Below are 15,883 nucleotides of genomic sequence, written 5' to 3' on the forward strand. Positions count from 1 at the left end.
CGTGGCTTGTGACGCGCCTGCGGTGGGTGAGGGGCGGTGCCGCGGCTGGAGGCCGCCGACGGCAGCAGTTCATCCGCTCTTCACCAATTCGGTTGGGTGCCGTGAGGCGAGGGAATATTGGCGTGTGCATGCTCTGTCCGCACCGCCAGCCCCGTCCCCTACCCGGAGGTTGATGTGTCCGGCAGTTCCGTGTACCGCCGTGCCCGTACCGTCGTGGCGTCCTCAACGGCCCTCGCCGCGGCCGCGATCGGGCTGTGGACCGGGATCGGAGAAGGGTCCGCGCACGCCGCGGGCGCCGTGCCGACTCCGGATCACGTGGTCGTCGTGGTCTTCGAGAACCACGCGTACAGCCAGGTCATCGGCTCCTCCAACGCCCCGTACATCAACTCGCTGAAGTCGGGAGGTGCCAACCTGACGCAGTCGTACGCCGAGACCCACCCGAGCCAGCCGAACTACTACGCGATGTTCTCCGGCGACACCCAGGGCATCACGGACGACAGTTGTGTCACGCCCGGTTTCTCCTCGGCGCCCAACCTGGCGTCCGAGGTGACCGACGCCGGCCGCACCTGGGCCAGCTACAACGAGGACCTGCCCGGTCAGGGCGACACCTCGTGCAGCAGCGGCGACTACGCCCAGAAGCACAACCCGTGGTTCGGGTTCAGCAACGTGCCGACGTCGAGCGCCATGACGTTCGACCAGTTCCCGACGGACTACTCGACGCTGCCCCAGATGTCGTACGTGGTCCCCAACCTGTGCAGCGACATGCACGACTGCTCGGTGTCCACCGGTGACACCTGGCTGAAGAACAACCTGGGCGGCTATGCGAGTTGGGCCAAGACCCACAACAGCCTGCTCGTCGTCACCTTCGACGAGGACAACCGGCTGAGCGGGAACCGGATCCCGACCGTGCTGTACGGGCAGCCGGTCACTGCCGGGTCGTCCAGCTCGACCACGTACAACCACTACGACCTGCTGCGCACCCTGGAGGACACGCAGGGTCTGACCACGCACGCGGGCAACGCGGCCTCCGCGCAGGACATCACCGGTATCTGGGCGTCCTGACGTGTACGTAGCGGACAGCCGCGCGGGCACGCCGGCGTCCGCGGACGGTGCCGTCCGGCCAGTGGCCGGGCGGCGCCGTGCCGCGATCGCCCCGACCGTGTTCGCGCTCGGAACGGTCAGTCTGGTGACGGACGTGTCGAGCGAGATGGTCACCGCCGTGCTGCCGTTGTACCTGGTCACCGGGCTCGGCCTGTCGCCGTTGGGGTTCGGTCTGCTCGACGGGGTCTACAACGGGTTCTCGGCCCTTGTCCGGCTCGTGGGCGGGCATCTCGCCGATCGGGGCGGTGGGCGGCACAAGTGGGTCGCCGGGTTCGGGTACGGCATCTCCGCCGTGTGCAAGCCGTTGCTGCTGGTCGCTCATTCGCTGACTCCGATCGGGCTGGTTCTTGCCGCCGACCGTACGGGGAAAGGGCTGCGGACCGCTCCGCGCGATGCCCTCATCTCGTTGTCGAGTACGGCCGAGTCCCGGGGGCGTGCCTTCGGGGTGCACCGGGCCATGGACACGGCCGGGGCGCTGCTCGGGCCGCTGGTCGCCTTTCTGATCCTGCGGGCGACGGTCGACGGGTACGACGCCGTGTTCACCGTCAGCTTCTGTGTCGCGGTGGCCGGTGTCCTCGTGCTGGTGCTCTTCGTGCCGGGCGGGCGGGGTGGTGCGGTCGCGGTCGAGCGGCCCACCCTGCGGGGTGCGGTGGGCCTGTTGCGGCGGCGGGGGCTGCGGCGGATCGCCGTGTGCGCGCTGTTGCTGGGGCTTGCCACGGTGAGTGACTCGTTCGTCTATCTGCTGCTTCAGCGTCGGCTGGGTGTGCCGGACCGGTGGTTCGCCTTGCTGCCGCTCGGTACGGCCGCCTCGTTCCTGCTGCTCGCGGTGCCGCTCGGGCGGCTCGCGGACCGGGTGGGCCGGTGGGCCGTGTTCGTGGCCGGGCACGGTGCCCTGCTCGTCGCGTACACGCTGCTGCTCACGGCGTGGCGCGGATCCGCTCTGCCGTACGTCGTCCTGACCCTGCACGGCGCCTTCTACGCGGCCACCGACGGGGTGCTGATGGCGGCGGCCTCGGACGGGGTGCCGGAGGCGCTGCGCTCGTCCGGGCTGGCCCTCGTGCAGACCGGCCAGGCGCTCGCCCGGTTCGCCTGCTCACTGCTGTTCGGCGCGGCCTGGACGGTGTGGGGCGACCGGGCGGCGCTGGCGGGGGCGGCCGTGGCACTGGCCGCGTGTGCCCTGTTCTCCCTCACCCTGCGCCCGAAGGCGGCGGTGCCCGCATGACCGTACGCAACCGCATCCTGATCCTGGTCTCGGCCGTCGCCGTGCTGGCGGCGGTCGGGGTCGCGGCTGTGCTGCATGCCTCGGCCCGGGCCGACCGGCGCAACCACACCCAGGCGGGCGGTCCGCGGGTCACGCCGGGCCCGGTGACGCTGACGGGGCAGGGGTCGATGGTCTTCCGGAACATGGCGTGGGGGCCGCATCGGGACGAGGTCGTCAGCGTTCCGGCCGGCGATCCGTCGGGGCCGCGTACCGCCTCCGGCGTCAAGTGCCTGCGGTTCTACGCCGCTTCGGGGACGGGTGTGTGTCTGCAAGCGGTGCACGGGCCGGTTTCGGACACGTATCGGGCGCTGATTCTGGATGACCGGTTGCGGACCGTGCACAAGTACGACGTGCCGGGCATCCCCTCCCGCGCCCGGGTCTCCCCCACCGGGCACTTCGCCGCCTGGACGGCGTTCGTGGGCGGTGACAGCTACGCCGGTACGAACTTCTCGACGCGCGCGGCGATCGTGGACACCCGCAGTGGTGAGCTGATCCCGACGCTGGAGGACTTCAAGATCGTCAAGGACGGGCATCCGTACCGGGCTGCGGACACCAACTTCTGGGGCGTGACGTTCGCCCGCGACGACCGCACCTTCTACGCGACGCTCGCCACCCAGGGCAGCACCTATCTGGTGCGGGGCGATCTGCGGGCCCGTACCGTCACGACCCTGCACGCCGACGTCGAGTGTCCCTCGCTCTCGCCCGACGGCACGCGGATCGCCTACAAGAAGCGGGTCAAGGGCCTGCCGAAGGACGCCCCTTGGCATCTGTACGTCCTCGACCTGCGCACCCTGCGGGAGACCCCGCTGGCCGAGCGGAGGAGCGTGGACGACCAGGCGGTGTGGCGGGACGCGCGTACGGTCGTGTACGCGCTGCCGGGGAACTACGGCGCCGATCTGTACCAGGTTCCGGCCGATGGGTCGGGGGCTCCTCGGCGGATCAGTACGGCCGCCGTGTCACCGGCGTACATCGGATAGCCACACCGGTCCCGGCCGCGTGACCTGCTCCGATCCGAAGTCGTTGACCAGGCTATGAAGAAGATCACCGCTCTCGCCGCGCTCACCGCTGCCGGTCTCGGGCTCGCCGCTCCGGCCCACGCCCACGACGGCGACCACGGCCGCATCAACATCGCCGGCCGGACCCTGTCCGGCAACAAGATCTGCCAGCAGGCCCTCGGGCTGGTTCCCTTCGTCGTGCCGGGGACCAGCCAGCCGGTGTACGACGCCTGCAACAACCGCGACCACGACGGTCGTGTACAGCCCCAGCCCCAGCCCCAGCGTGGTCACGTACAGCAGTTCCAGGAGACCAACTCCGAAGCCGACGCGGGGTGACGGCCCACCGGGCCGAGGAAGGGCCGGTCTGAGGAAGGGCCGGTCTGAGGAAGGGCCGGTCTGAGGAAGGCGGGATTCCGTCCGTGCGGTGAGCTGCGGTGCCGGGACAATGGGACGCCATCCGCATCTCCGGAGCCGCACAGGACGGGCGGGCGGTGCTTCACTCGACCAGGAGAAGCCGTGCCGAACACTGCCGGGGACGAGACAGGGTCGTCGAGCCGCTCCCCCGTCCCGACCGCCGGACTCCTGGTCGCCCTGCTGGTGTACGTGGAGATCAGCAGCGGTGTCGTCCAGGGCTCCATCTCGCCGATGCTGCCCGTGCTGGGCGAGCGGCTCGGAGTCGATCCGGCCGGTCTGAACTGGGTGAACATCTGCCAGCTGCTGTCCTCGGCGGTATGCGTCCCGGCGCTGGCGCGACTCGGTGACATGTACGGACACCGGCGGCTGCTGTGGGTGACCCTGGTCTGCGTCGCCGTCGGCACCGTGCTGGTCGCCCTCGCCCCCGACTACCCCGTCCTGCTGGCCGGCCGGGCCCTCGAAGGGCTGCTGGCGGTGTGGCTGCCGCTGGAGTTCGCCATCGTCCGGGACCGGCTGCCCCGCGAGCGCGTCGCCGCCGCGATCGCCAGGCTCACCGGAGGACTGACCCTCGGTGTCTCCCTGGGCACGCTCCTCGCCGGGCTGGTGGCCCGGATCAACCCGGATCCGCGGATCGTCCTGGCGGTGCCGGCCGTGCTCACCCTGGTCTGTCTGCCGGTCGTGGGGTTCCTGGTGCCCGAATCCGTCAACCGCGCTCGGGAGCACGCGGACGTCCGGGGCGCGGTGCTGCTCACCCTCGGTCTCGGCGCACTGCTCGTCGGGCTCTCCCAGGGCGGGCGGCTGGGGTGGACGTCCCCGGCGTTCGCCGCGCTGATGACGGGGGCGGTCGTACTTCTCGGGCTGTGGGCGGTGGCGGAACTGCGGTGCGCACGGCCGATGGTGGATCTGCGGTTCACCGTGCGCCGGGACGTGCTCCCGCTCTACGCGGCGGCGGTCACGGTCGGCGCGGCTCTGTTCGGCACCCAGTCCGCGCTCGCCACGTTCACCGCCGCCGACCCGCACCTCGGATACGGCTTCGGGTACGCCACTCTCGGCGTGGCGCTGGTGACGCTGCCGGTGGGTGTCTCCCAGTTCGCCGGGGCCAACGTCTACACCTCGGCCGCCCGCCGCGCCGGCGGGCCCCGCGCGATCGCCGCGGGCTTCGGTCTCGCCGCCGTCGGCTATCTCCTGCTGACCTGGGCGCATGCCGAGGTGTGGGAGGTGGTGGCCGCCAACGTCGTCACGGGCGTCGGTGTCGGCGCCGTCATCGCGGGGCTGCCGGCGGTGCTCGTCCGCGCGGCGCCGAAGGACGACACCGGTATCGCCGGCGGGATCTACCAGGTCTCCCGCAACATCGGCGGCAGCATCGCCGGTGCCGTCTTCGCCGCGGTGCTCGCGGCGCGGACGACGGCGGGCGGGGCGGCTCCCTCGGAAGGGGCCTATCAGACGGTGTGGCTGATCTGCGGTGTCCTGCTGGTACTCGGCGGCGTTGTCGTCTTCCGGGTCCCGCGACCCGGCGCCGACGACACCGCTGGCGCCGTGGCCCGGGCCGAGGCCTGAGGCCGCAGGGTCGGCCCTGCTGGACGCCGCGACCGCGCCGGCGTGGACGGCCACCGAACTCGCCGCCGACGACGAGCAGGGGGCGCGCGTCTTGCACGCCCACAACGAACGGACGACGGCGACCGCCGCCCAGCCGGCCCCCGGGAAGGACCGGAACGACCGGTAGCGGGAGCGATCAGCCGGCGGAGGGCCGGCCGTCAGGCGCGGCAGCGCAGCATCTCCAGCCGGGGTTGGCGAAGGCGGCGAGCCGGTTCGCCTGCGTCTCCGGCAGGCCGCCGATCAGCACGGACGGCCGGATTCGCCGAGCCGGGAGCACGACCGGCCCGTTGTCCACGGGCCGGTCCGGTCCTCCTCACGGACCGAGCAGCTCCCGCCCCGCCTACAGCACCGGCAGGTTCTTCCGCAGCTCGAACGCCGTGACCTCCGAGCGGTACTCGTGCCACTCCGCCTGCTTGTTGCGCAGGAAGAAGTCGAAGACGTGCTCGCCGAGGGTCTCGGCGACCAGGTCGCTGCGTTCCATCAGGGCGAGGGCCTCGCCGAGGTTCTGCGGGAGGGGTTCGATGCCCATCGCGCGGCGCTCGGCGTCGGAGAGGGCCCAGACGTCGTCCTCGGCGCCCGGCGGGAGCTCGTAGCCCTCCTCGATGCCCTTCAGGCCGGCGGCCAGCAGGAGGGCGTAGGCCAGGTACGGGTTGGCTCCGGAGTCGATGGAGCGGACCTCGACGCGCGCGGAGCCGGTCTTGCCGGGCTTGTACATCGGGACGCGGACCAGGGCGCTGCGGTTGTTGTGGCCCCAGCAGATGTACGACGGGGCCTCGCCGCCGGCGCCCGCGGTGCGCTCGGAGCCGCCCCAGATGCGCTTGTAGGAGTTCACCCACTGGTTGGTGACCGCCGAGATCTCCGCCGCGTGCTTGAGCAGGCCCGCGATGAAGGAGCGGCCGACCTTGGAGAGCTGGTATTCCGCGCCCGACTCGTAGAACGCGTTGCGGTCGCCCTCGAAGAGGGAGAGGTGGGTGTGCATGCCGCTGCCGGGGTGCTCCGAGAAGGGCTTCGGCATGAAGGTCGCCTGGACGCCCTGCTCCAGCGCGACCTGCTTCATGACCAGGCGGAACGTCATGATGTTGTCGGCCGTCGACAGCGCGTCGGCGTAGCGGAGGTCGATCTCCTGCTGGCCCGGGGCGCCCTCGTGGTGGGAGAACTCCACCGAGATGCCCATCGACTCCAGCATGGTGATCGCCTGGCGGCGGAAGTCCATGCCGACGTTGGTGGGCGTGTGGTCGAAGTAGCCCGAGTTGTCGGCCGGGGTGGGACGGGAGCCGTCCAGCGGGCGGTCCTTCAGCAGGAAGAACTCGATCTCGGGGTGGGTGTAGAAGGTGAAGCCCAGGTCGGAGGTGCGGGCCAGGGCACGCTTCAGGACGTAGCGCGGGTCCGCGAAGGACGGGGAGCCGTCCGGCATGAGGATGTCGCAGAACATCCGGGCCGTGCCCGGGGTCTCCGCGCGCCACGGCAGGACCTGGAAGGTGGAGGGGTCCGGCTTGGCGATCATGTCGGACTCGTACACCCGGGCGAAGCCCTCGATGGCGGAGCCGTCGAAGCCGATGCCCTCGTCGAAGGCCTGCTCCAGTTCGGCGGGGGCCACGGCGACGGACTTGAGGAAGCCCAGCACGTCCGTGAACCACAGGCGTACGAACCGGATGTCGCGCTCCTCCAAGGTCCGGAGCACGAACTCCTGCTGCTTGTCCATCTTCCGCTTCCCCATCCTTGCTGGTCAGGCCGCCTTTCCCGGGTACCACCGGACGGCGGTCGGGCACCTGAGCATCACACCACAACACCATTTCGTGCGCGTTGCGGACCTTGATCGCCCGAGCGTCCTCGGCCTGAACGCCTCTCATACGGCAGGTGTACTGCTCTGTCGCCCATCTTGCCTGCTCGGACTGACATCCGTAATGGCCGAACCCATGCGACGAGTGAGCGAAACCACGTTCCTTTAATTTGCATCTCAGATGCAAGTTTTCATAGCGTGCCGCTCAGTCGAGTCGTGAGGAGTCCCGATGCTGTCCGAGCCGTCCGCAGCCACCGTCCGCGCCACCCTTCCCGCCGTCGGCGCGGCCATCGGCGAGATCACCGAGCGCTTCTACGCGCGTCTCTTCGCCGCCCACCCCGAACTGCTGCGGGACCTGTTCAACCGCGGCAACCAGGCCTCCGGCGCCCAGAAGCAGGCCCTCGCGGGCTCCATCGCCGCCTTCGCCACGCATCTGCTGGACCACCCGGACACCCGGCCCGACGCCCTCCTCGGCCGTATCGCCCACAAGCACGCCTCGCTCGGCGTCGCGCCCGGGCAGTACGCCGTCGTCCACGAGCACCTCTTCGCCGCCATCGCCGAGGTTCTCGGCGACGCCGTCACGCCCGAGGTCGCCGCCGCCTGGGACGAGGTCTACTGGCTGATGGCGAACGCGCTCATCGCCATCGAGAAGCGGCTCCACGAGGAGAGCGGCGGCCGGGGCCTGCGGGAGTGGGAGGTCGTCGAACGGGTCACGGAGACCGCGGACGTCGTCTCCCTCCGGCTGCGCCCGGCCGACGGCGGGGCGGTGCGGGACTTCCGGGCCGGCCAGTACGTCTCCGTGCGCGTGCCCCTGCCCGACGGAGCCCGGCAGATACGCCAGTACAGCCTGTCCGGGGCGCCGGGCGAGGCGGTACGGCAGTTCAGCGTCAAGCGGGTGCGGGGCGACGCCGTGACGCCCGACGGCGAGGTCTCGAACCACCTCCACGCGCGCGTGCGCGTCGGCGACCGCCTCGAACTGTCCGAACCGTACGGCGACCTGGTCCTGGACTCCGCCGGCCCGGACACGCCCCTGCTGCTCGCCTCCGCGGGCATCGGCGTGACCCCGGTGATCGCGATGTTGGCCGACCTCGCGGCGACCGGCCACCGCGGCCCGGTCACCGTCCTCCACGGCGACCGCTCCCCCGCCGACCACGCCCTGCGCACCGACCACGAGACGTACGCCGAAAAGCTCCCGGACACATCCGTCCACTTCTTCTACGAGCGAGACGCCGCCCCGGGCACCCACACCGGCCTGGTCGATCTCTCCGACGTCCCGGTACGCCCCGGCACGCACGCGTACCTGTGCGGCCCGCTCCCCTTCATGCGCGCCCTGCGCACCCGGCTGATCGAGAAGGGCACGCTCCCGGCCGACATCCACTACGAGGTCTTCGGCCCCGACCTCTGGCTGGCACAAGGCTGAGCGCCGGCACCCTGAGGGGCGAGAACCCGGGGAAACGACCAGCCCCGACGGCGCGGCAGCCGCAGGACGACAGGTCCCGGCACCCCTGGGCGCCTATACCGCCCCCGGCCCCCGAGAGATACCCAAGAGCAAAGGCCCCGTGGGCTCGGCCACGATCTCCGCGACCGTGACCGGATCCAGCGAAGCGAAGAACGCCTCCTGAGCCCGCCGCAGGGCGCCCCGCAGGCGACAGCCGGAGTTCAGGGGGCACGGGGTCGCCCCCTCGCACTCGACCACGTCACCGTCGCCCTCGAAAACCCGCACCAGCGCGCCCACCGACGCCGTACGGCCCTTCTCGGTCAGGGTGAGGCCGCCGCCGCGGCCGCGCCGGGCGTCGACGAGCCCGAGGTGCTGGAGTTCGGCGACGACCTTCGCGGCATGGGTGTAGGGCACGTCCATGTCCACCGCGACCTGGCGGGTCGTGGGCGTGGCGTCGGTGGCCACGGCCAGTCGCATCAGGACGCGCAGGGCCAGGTCGGTGGAGCGCAGGAGCCGCATACCGCGAGCGTAGGTAATACGCATCCCGGGTTCAAATTATCCCGCCGCCGTACGCCGTCACCCGCCTTCACCCTTTTTGCGCACCACCCCGGTCGTTCCTTTGCGGTGCCCTCCCTACGGAAGGCGGCCCCTCCCCTACTACGATCAGCGGGCCCCACTTCCTGTTGCCGTCTCTTTCACCCAGAAGGACACCTCATGGGTTCCGCCAAGAACAGCAGCGCGGCGCGCAAGGCGCGCATAGAGGAGATGCGCCGCGCCGAGCGGGCGCGCGAGCGCCGCAACCGCATACTCACGATCGCCGCGAGCGTGGTGGTCGTCGCCGGCCTCGTCGTCGGCGGTGTGGTCCTCGTGAACTCCCGGTCCGACGCCAAGAAGGACACCGCGAGCGACACCAAGGGCGGCTCCTCCGGTGACTCCGGGCACTGGGTCGCCGGCAAGGACGGCGTGCAGACCTGGTCCGGCAAGCTGGCGCGGACGCATGTGACGGCCAAGGTGTCGTACCCGATGCACCCGCCGGTCGGCGGCAACCACAACCCGGTCTGGGCGACCTGCAACGGCACCGTCTACACCAAGCCCCTGCAGGACGAGAACGCGGTGCACTCGCTGGAGCACGGCGCGGTCTGGGTGACGTACTCCGACAAGGCGAACAAGGCCGACATCGACGCGCTCGCGGCGAAGGTGAAGAAGACGCCGTACTCGCTGATGAGCCCGTACGCGAACCAGACGGCGCCGCTGATCCTGTCGGCGTGGGGCCACCAGGTGACGGTGAAGAGCGCGAGCGATCCGGAAGTGGACAAGTTCTTCGCGGCCTATGTGCAGGGGCAGCAGACACCCGAGCCGGGCGCCGCCTGCACCAACGGGGCGATGTAGTGAGGCGGCGGCACATCGGCTGGATCGCGGGGGCCGCGGCGGCGGTACTCGTCGCGGCCGGCGCGGTCACCTATGCGGTCGCCGAGGACTCCGGGGACGCGGGCCCGAGGACGCCGGGCGCGGAGTCGGCGGACGCCGGATTCGCGCGGGACATGGCCGTGCACCACCAGCAGGCCGTCGAGATGTCGTACATCGTGCGGGACCACACGAAGAACGAGGAAGTGCGGCGCCTCGCCTACGACATCGCGCAGACGCAGGCCAACCAGCGCGGCATGCTGCTGGGCTGGCTGGATCTGTGGGGGCTGCCGAAGGTGTCGGCGAAGCCGCCGATGGCCTGGATGGGCATGGGCGACATGCCCGAGCGCGGGGACGGCTCGCTGATGCCGGGTATGGCGACGAACACCGAGCTGAACAAGCTCCGGTCGCTGGACGGCAAGCAGGCCGAGGTCCTCTATCTGCAGCTGATGACGGACCATCACAAGGGCGGCATCCACATGGCCGAGGGCTGTGTGGCCAAGTGCACCGTCGATGTGGAGAAGCGGCTCGCGCAGGGCATGGTCGACGCGCAGCAGTCGGAGCTTCAGATGATGGCCCAGATGCTCAAGGAGCGGGGAGCGAAACCGCGTTCTTGAACAGGGGGCAACCTCATCCGTAACACAGCCGTAAGGATAAACGGCCCAAATCGCCCCAGCTGACGGTTGCTTGAGTCTCTCTTGACCTTTCCATTCCCCTGGCATGAACGGTTCATCGAAAGAGTGACCCCCATCATGTGATCCACCCGACCGGCCGAACCGCCGCGGGCCGTCGCATGGACGCATGACGTACCGACCACTACATGCATGCGAACCGCATCGCAGGGGGTTCTATGAGATCCAACCGCGCCAAACTGCGCGCCGTGAGCCTGGCAGCGACACTGCCCATGGTCGCAGGCGCGCTGGCGCTGGGCATACCCGCGGCGCACGCCGCGGACAGCCCCGCTCGTGACGCACTGAAGGGCACCAAGCCTCTCTGGGCCACGGCCAAGGCGGACAAGGGCGCGACCTCGAACAGCGCCCAGGTCAACGCCCGGGTCTACCTGGCCGGCAAGGACGCGGCCGGACTCGCCGCCTACGCCAAGGCCGTGTCCGACCCCAGCTCGCCGCTGTACGGCAAGTACCTGAGCGCCAAGAAGGCGCAGGCCCGCTTCGGGGCCACCAAGGCCCAGGTGACCGCCGTCAAGTCCTGGCTGACGTCGGCCGGTCTGAAGGTCACCGAGGTCACCCAGCACTACGTCGCCGTCTCCGGTGACGTGGCCGCCGCCGAGAAGGCGTTCGGCACCCAGCTGCACAACTACGCCAAGGGATCGGCCACTTACCGCGCCCCCGCGCAGACGGCCTCCGTGCCGGCCGGCCTGAAGGACGCCGTCCTGACCGTCACCGGCCTGGACAACGCCCCGCACATGGCGAACCACGACGACACGCTGCCGCCGCCGGACGCCGTGTTCAAGAACGCCGGGCCGTTCTCCTCGTACTACGGTTCGAAGATCGCGAGCACGCTGCCGGACGCGTACGGCCAGAAGGTCCCGTACGCGATCAAGGGCTACACCGGCAAGCAGCTGCGCGCCGCCTACGGCGCCGGCAAGTACACCGGCAAGGGCGTCCGCATCGCCATCACCGACGCCTACGCCTCGCCGACCCTCGCCTTCGACGCCGGCACGTACGCGGTGAAGAACGGCGACCAGGCCTGGAGGACCAGCCAGCTGCACCAGTCGCTGCCGGCCGCCTACACCAGGATCAGCGAGTGCAAGGCGGCCGGCTGGTACGGCGAGGAGACCCTGGACGTCGAGGCCGTGCACGCCGTCGCGCCCAACGCCGACGTCACCTACGTCGGCGCGGCCTCCTGCTACGACGACGACCTGCTGGCCTCCCTCAGCAAGGTCGTCGACAACCACCTGGCCGACATCGTCTCCAACTCCTGGGGCGACGTCGAGGCCAGCCAGACCCCGGACCTCGCGGCCGCCTACGACCAGGTCTTCCAGCTGGGCGCGGTGCAGGGCATCGGCTTCTACTTCTCCTCCGGTGACAACGGCGACGAGGTCGCCCACACCAAGACCAAGCAGGTCGACACCCCGGCCAACTCGGCATGGGTGACCGCGGTCGGCGGTACGTCGCTGGCGGTCGGCAAGGGCGACACGTACCAGTGGGAGACCGGCTGGGGCACCGAGAAGGCGACCCTGTCGGCCGACGGCAAGAGCTGGACGAACTTCCCCGGCGCCTTCACCTCGGGCGCGGGCGGCGGCACCAGCAAGACGGTCGCCGAGCCGTACTACCAGAAGGGCGTGGTCCCGGACGCGCTGGCGCAGGCCAACAGCGCCTCCGGCAACCGCGTCGTCCCGGACATCGCGGCCATCGCCGACCCGAACACCGGCTTCCTGGTCGGCCAGACCCAGACCTTCCCGGACGGATCGCAGCAGTACAGCGAGTACCGCATCGGCGGCACCTCGCTCGCCGCTCCGGTGATCGCGGCGGTCCAGGCGCTGGCCCAGGAGGCGGGCGGCGGAAACGCGATCGGCTTCGCCAACCCGACGATCTACGCCAAGTACGGCAAGAAGGGCGTCTTCCACGACGTCACGGACAACCCGACGGGCTCCGGCCTGGCGGTCGCCCGCGTGGACTTCGCCAACGGCCTGGACGCCAAGGGCGGCCTGCTGTACTCGGTCCGCAGCCTCGGCAAGGACAGCTCGCTGTCCGCGACGAAGGGCTACGACGACGTGACGGGCGTGGGCTCGCCCGCGGACGGTTACGTCCAGTCGTACGCGGCGAAGAAGCACTGAGCCGCTGACACAACTGACGCGCTGACGCGCTGAGCGGAGGGGCGTGGGGTCTTGCCGACCTCACGCCCCTTTCGCGTTCTGCGGCTTCGAAGTCCGGCCCCGCACAACGGAGTTACCGGCGGACGTCATCGACCACGTCGGCGGCTCACGGCCGCACCTGCATCGAGGTGACCGACCCCGGTCCGCGCGCCATTTAGCACGCCTCACCTCGCCACGCGTGCACCGACACGCCAGCACGAGTGGGTGAGCGGGAGTCAGGAGATCACCCTAAAGGCCTAATAGTATGTCAATCCCACATTTTCTATGGTGACTTGACCTTCTGTCGACGCGCCGATCCGGGCCAGAGATACCCCAAACGGCACCATGTCAGCAATCTTCCGATATTGCCGATATGACATCTCTAAGTACTTTTGATCTCGAGCCGGCTGACGAGCTGGCATCTGAGACACAAGACAGGAGAAAGACATGAATCTCGCCCGTACGAACATGGTGGCGGCTGCCGTAGGCGCAGCCGCAGCTCTTGTCGCGACAGGCATCACCTACGCTTCTGCCGCCTCCGACCCGGCGCCTGCCGCAGCTCCGATGGCTGCCGCCAGCGCGCCCCGGGACGGCGGCACGCAGAGCAAGGGCAACGAGGGTGGCCGCGAGGAGGAAGGCCGGGGCGGCCGGGAAGGCCGGGAAGGCCGCATCCAGATCAACGAGCGCTCCTACTCCTCCCACCCTGGCGACTGCATCACCGTCGTCAGCGGCCTGGGCGCCAAGACCCTCAACATCCGCAACGACAGCCACAAGACCGTCGAGGTGTTCCGCGGCGCGGTCTGCGACAACGGCGGTCCCATCGCCACCGTCGGACCCCACAGCGACAGCTTCGGCGTGCGCGCCTGCCCGCCCGAGGGCATCGAGGTCGAAAACGGAGTGATCGCCAGCTTCCGCGTGGTTCGCCACCACGAGGACTGATCCTGAGTCGGCTGCACGATGTGGAGCCCCGGCCCGCCGGAATCGGGCCGGGGCTCCGGTCCCGACCATTGTCCGACACCCTCGCGCCGTGCACACCCTGCCCGACCCGGACGCCAGGCACCGCAGCCCGGTGTCCCGGCAGCCGTCCTTGCCTTCACCGGCCGATCCGCCCGGTGATGTCCGCCCGAACACCTCCCGTTGGCGTATGCCCCCCGTGGCATGGCCGCCGGCCTTCTGCCGGCGTTTCCCCACGCCCGAGCGGGTGACGAAGGGCGCGAGCGGCAGTCCGGCGGCGTGCATGGCGTGATGGTCGCCGCCGGGCCGTGCACGTGCCCCGGTGGCAACATCCGTATCCGCGACACCGCGGGGTGAGCGAGGTGAGTATGCGCCTGGTGGAGGACGCGAGCGACGACACCTATGTCCTGGACATCTTCGACATCACATTGACTCCCGCATTGCCGTGGCTCGGGCACCAGGTCCGCTGGGAGATGGGCGGCCTCCTCAAGGAAGCCGTCGATCTGACCCGGGTCACCTGCAATGTGATCATGAAGTTCGGTCCGGTGAAGATGCTGGACAGGAGCTACCGGCTGCCCGATCTGCTGGCGCGCATGGGCGCGAGACTGCAGGGTGACCCGAGGCTGCCCGCCGGGCCGTGGAAGCAGGTGTGGCACCTCCGGCTTCCCGAGACGGTGCCCGTGGCCCAGCACCGGATCCGGCTGCGCGCACGGACAGGGAACGGAAAGAACTTCCTGGCCCTGGACATCCCCCTGGACTTCAGCCGCAGATTCCGCCCAACACCCGGCGGCAACGGCTCACGCGTGCTACCCGCAGGCTGGGCCCACAGCAGCTGACATCAGTGGCGCAGCGCCGCCGGCTCCTCGGGCAGGTGGGAGGCGACCAACCTCTCCCGCCCCACCGACGGGGTCCGACGCCGGTCGACGGCGTACGCCACCGCCGCCACACCAAGCCCCAGCACGGCGAGCATCGCACCCGCCAGCGCGGGCGAGGTCGTACCGAAGTGCGCCGCGAGGGCCAGTCCGCCGATCCAGGCGCCGCCGGCATTCGCCAGATTGAAGGCGGCCTGGTTGGCGGAGGAGGCCAGGGAGGGGGCTCCGGCTGCCTTCTCCATCACCATCAACTGGAGCGGCGTACCCGTGACGAACGCAGCCATACCCAGCAGGGTCACGCCCACCGCCGCACTCCACTCCGCCCGCATCAGCAGCGGGAACAGCAGCAGCACCGTACCGAGGGAGGCCAGCCCGCCGAACAGCGTCCCCCGCAGTGAGTGGTCCGCCAGGCGGCCGCCCAGCAGGTTGCCCGCCGTCGCACCGACGCCGAAGAGCGCCAGCAGCAGAGTGACGCTGCCCTCGGCGTACCCGGCGGTGCCCGTCAGCATCGGGGTCACATAGCTGTACGCCGCGAACAGCGCCCCGAAGCCCGCCACCGTCGTACCGAGGGCCAGCCACACCGGCAGGGACTTCAGCGCGGCCAGTTCGTCGCGCAGCCCTGCCGGCGCGGCGGCATGCCCCCTGTCCTGCGGGATCAGCAGGGCCAGCGAGGCGATCGCGGCCAGGCCGATCGCGCTCACGGCCAGGAACGTCGACCGCCAGCCCAGGTGCTGGCCCATCAGCGTCGCCACCGGCACGCCCGCGATGTTGGCGACGGTCAGGCCGAGGAACATCAGCGACACCGAGCGGGCCTTGCGCTCCGGCGGGACCAGCGACGTCGCCACGACCGCGCCCACGCCGAAGAAGGCGCCGTGCGGCAGGCCGCTGAGGAAGCGGGCGGCGAGCAGGGAGCCATTGCCGGGGGCGAACGCCGACAGGGCGTTGCCCGCGACGAACAGTGCCATCAGGGCGATCAGGACCGTGCGGCGGGACATACGGGCCGTGAGCGCGGCGAGCAGCGGGGCGCCGATGACGACGCCCAGCGCGTACGCCGAGACCAGGTGTCCTGCGGTGGGGATCGAGATGCGCAGGTCGTCCGCGACGTCGGGCAGCAGGCCCATCATCACGAACTCGGTCGTACCTATTCCGAAAGCGCCGACGGCCAGAGCGAGCAGGGCCAGGGGCATGAAGGGCCTGTGCCTTTCGAAGTCAGGGAGCGGAGTTCCGTGCGTTTTAAGTTCAGCAGCGGAACA

General features: G+C 70.3%; 14 protein-coding genes. 11 read left to right on the forward strand and 3 right to left on the reverse strand.

Annotation, left to right across the window (positions count from 1 at the left end; genetic code table 11):
* Positions 1 to 174: 174 nt before the first annotated feature.
* The 5 genes from AV521_RS17440 (at position 175) to AV521_RS17460 (ending at position 5,328) form a co-directional block, all read left to right on the forward strand.
* On the forward strand, positions 175 to 1,062 hold the full coding sequence (locus tag AV521_RS17440) for an alkaline phosphatase family protein (RefSeq protein WP_076089374.1): 888 nt from the start codon (positions 175 to 177) through the stop codon (positions 1,060 to 1,062).
* 1 nt (position 1,063) lies between these two features.
* Complete coding sequence (locus AV521_RS17445; protein ID WP_179023178.1) at positions 1,064 to 2,323, forward strand: MFS transporter; 1,260 nt, start codon at positions 1,064 to 1,066, stop codon at positions 2,321 to 2,323.
* Positions 2,320 to 3,339, forward strand: coding sequence for a TolB-like translocation protein (locus AV521_RS17450; protein ID WP_076089376.1), 1,020 nt, complete (start codon positions 2,320 to 2,322; stop codon positions 3,337 to 3,339). The genes AV521_RS17445 and AV521_RS17450 overlap by 4 nt, the downstream gene beginning before the upstream one ends.
* 54 nt (positions 3,340 to 3,393) lie before the next feature.
* On the forward strand, positions 3,394 to 3,693 hold the full coding sequence (locus AV521_RS17455) for a hypothetical protein (RefSeq protein WP_076089378.1): 300 nt from the start codon (positions 3,394 to 3,396) through the stop codon (positions 3,691 to 3,693).
* Positions 3,694 to 3,873: 180 nt separating this feature from the next.
* Positions 3,874 to 5,328 (forward strand): MFS transporter, encoded by a 1,455-nt coding sequence (locus tag AV521_RS17460; protein WP_079249284.1) that lies wholly within the window; start codon positions 3,874 to 3,876, stop codon positions 5,326 to 5,328.
* A gap of 379 nt (positions 5,329 to 5,707) precedes the next feature.
* On the opposite strand, the gene glnA is transcribed toward AV521_RS17460, so the two are convergent.
* On the reverse strand, positions 5,708 to 7,069 hold the full coding sequence (gene glnA, locus AV521_RS17465) for a type I glutamate--ammonia ligase (protein WP_023551265.1): 1,362 nt from the start codon (positions 7,067 to 7,069) through the stop codon (positions 5,708 to 5,710).
* A gap of 307 nt (positions 7,070 to 7,376) precedes the next feature.
* Here glnA and AV521_RS17470 point away from each other — a divergent pair, with 307 nt between their 5' ends.
* Positions 7,377 to 8,567 (forward strand): globin domain-containing protein, encoded by a 1,191-nt coding sequence (locus AV521_RS17470; RefSeq protein WP_076089380.1) that lies wholly within the window; start codon positions 7,377 to 7,379, stop codon positions 8,565 to 8,567.
* Positions 8,568 to 8,660: 93 nt separating this feature from the next.
* Here AV521_RS17470 and AV521_RS17475 read toward each other — a convergent pair whose 3' ends face one another.
* Positions 8,661 to 9,104 (reverse strand): Rrf2 family transcriptional regulator, encoded by a 444-nt coding sequence (locus AV521_RS17475; protein WP_076089382.1) that lies wholly within the window; start codon positions 9,102 to 9,104, stop codon positions 8,661 to 8,663.
* Positions 9,105 to 9,299: 195 nt separating this feature from the next.
* Between AV521_RS17475 and AV521_RS17480 the strand changes: the two genes are divergently transcribed.
* The 5 genes from AV521_RS17480 to AV521_RS17500 all read left to right on the forward strand — a co-directional run bounded on the left by AV521_RS17480 (position 9,300) and on the right by AV521_RS17500 (position 14,594).
* Positions 9,300 to 9,974 (forward strand): DUF3105 domain-containing protein, encoded by a 675-nt coding sequence (locus AV521_RS17480; protein WP_076089384.1) that lies wholly within the window; start codon positions 9,300 to 9,302, stop codon positions 9,972 to 9,974.
* Positions 9,974 to 10,606 (forward strand): DUF305 domain-containing protein, encoded by a 633-nt coding sequence (locus tag AV521_RS17485; protein WP_076089386.1) that lies wholly within the window; start codon positions 9,974 to 9,976, stop codon positions 10,604 to 10,606. The genes AV521_RS17480 and AV521_RS17485 overlap by 1 nt, the downstream gene beginning before the upstream one ends.
* Before the next feature lie 233 nt (positions 10,607 to 10,839).
* Complete coding sequence (locus AV521_RS17490; protein ID WP_076089388.1) at positions 10,840 to 12,786, forward strand: protease pro-enzyme activation domain-containing protein; 1,947 nt, start codon at positions 10,840 to 10,842, stop codon at positions 12,784 to 12,786.
* A gap of 465 nt (positions 12,787 to 13,251) precedes the next feature.
* A complete protein-coding gene (locus AV521_RS17495; RefSeq protein WP_076089390.1) occupies positions 13,252 to 13,743 on the forward strand; it encodes a hypothetical protein in 492 nt (163 codons plus the stop codon).
* Positions 13,744 to 14,126: 383 nt separating this feature from the next.
* A complete protein-coding gene (locus AV521_RS17500) occupies positions 14,127 to 14,594 on the forward strand; it encodes a hypothetical protein (RefSeq protein ID WP_256725596.1) in 468 nt (155 codons plus the stop codon).
* 2 nt (positions 14,595 to 14,596) lie between these two features.
* On the opposite strand, the gene AV521_RS17505 is transcribed toward AV521_RS17500, so the two are convergent.
* Positions 14,597 to 15,817: an MFS transporter gene (locus tag AV521_RS17505; protein ID WP_076089392.1), complete on the reverse strand. Its 1,221-nt coding sequence runs from the start codon at positions 15,815 to 15,817 to the stop codon at positions 14,597 to 14,599.
* Positions 15,818 to 15,883 lie beyond the last annotated feature (66 nt).

The sequence above is a fragment of the Streptomyces sp. IMTB 2501 genome (assembly GCF_001953885.1).
In the GTDB taxonomy this organism is placed as follows: Bacteria; Actinomycetota; Actinomycetes; order Streptomycetales; family Streptomycetaceae; genus Streptomyces.

Coding starts and splice junctions, on each gene's coding strand:
- AV521_RS17450 (WP_076089376.1), top strand. CDS start 2,320: ATGACCGTACGCAACCGCATCCTGATCCTGGTCTCGGCCGTCGCCGTG.
- AV521_RS17455 (WP_076089378.1), top strand. CDS start 3,394: ATGAAGAAGATCACCGCTCTCGCCGCGCTCACCGCTGCCGGTCTCGGG.
- glnA (WP_023551265.1), bottom strand. CDS start 7,069: ATGGACAAGCAGCAGGAGTTCGTGCTCCGGACCTTGGAGGAGCGCGAC.
- AV521_RS17470 (WP_076089380.1), top strand. CDS start 7,377: ATGCTGTCCGAGCCGTCCGCAGCCACCGTCCGCGCCACCCTTCCCGCC.
- AV521_RS17475 (WP_076089382.1), bottom strand. CDS start 9,104: ATGCGGCTCCTGCGCTCCACCGACCTGGCCCTGCGCGTCCTGATGCGA.
- AV521_RS17480 (WP_076089384.1), top strand. CDS start 9,300: ATGGGTTCCGCCAAGAACAGCAGCGCGGCGCGCAAGGCGCGCATAGAG.
- AV521_RS17490 (WP_076089388.1), top strand. CDS start 10,840: ATGAGATCCAACCGCGCCAAACTGCGCGCCGTGAGCCTGGCAGCGACA.
- AV521_RS17495 (WP_076089390.1), top strand. CDS start 13,252: ATGAATCTCGCCCGTACGAACATGGTGGCGGCTGCCGTAGGCGCAGCC.
- AV521_RS17500 (WP_256725596.1), top strand. CDS start 14,127: ATGCGCCTGGTGGAGGACGCGAGCGACGACACCTATGTCCTGGACATC.
- AV521_RS17505 (WP_076089392.1), bottom strand. CDS start 15,817: ATGCCCCTGGCCCTGCTCGCTCTGGCCGTCGGCGCTTTCGGAATAGGT.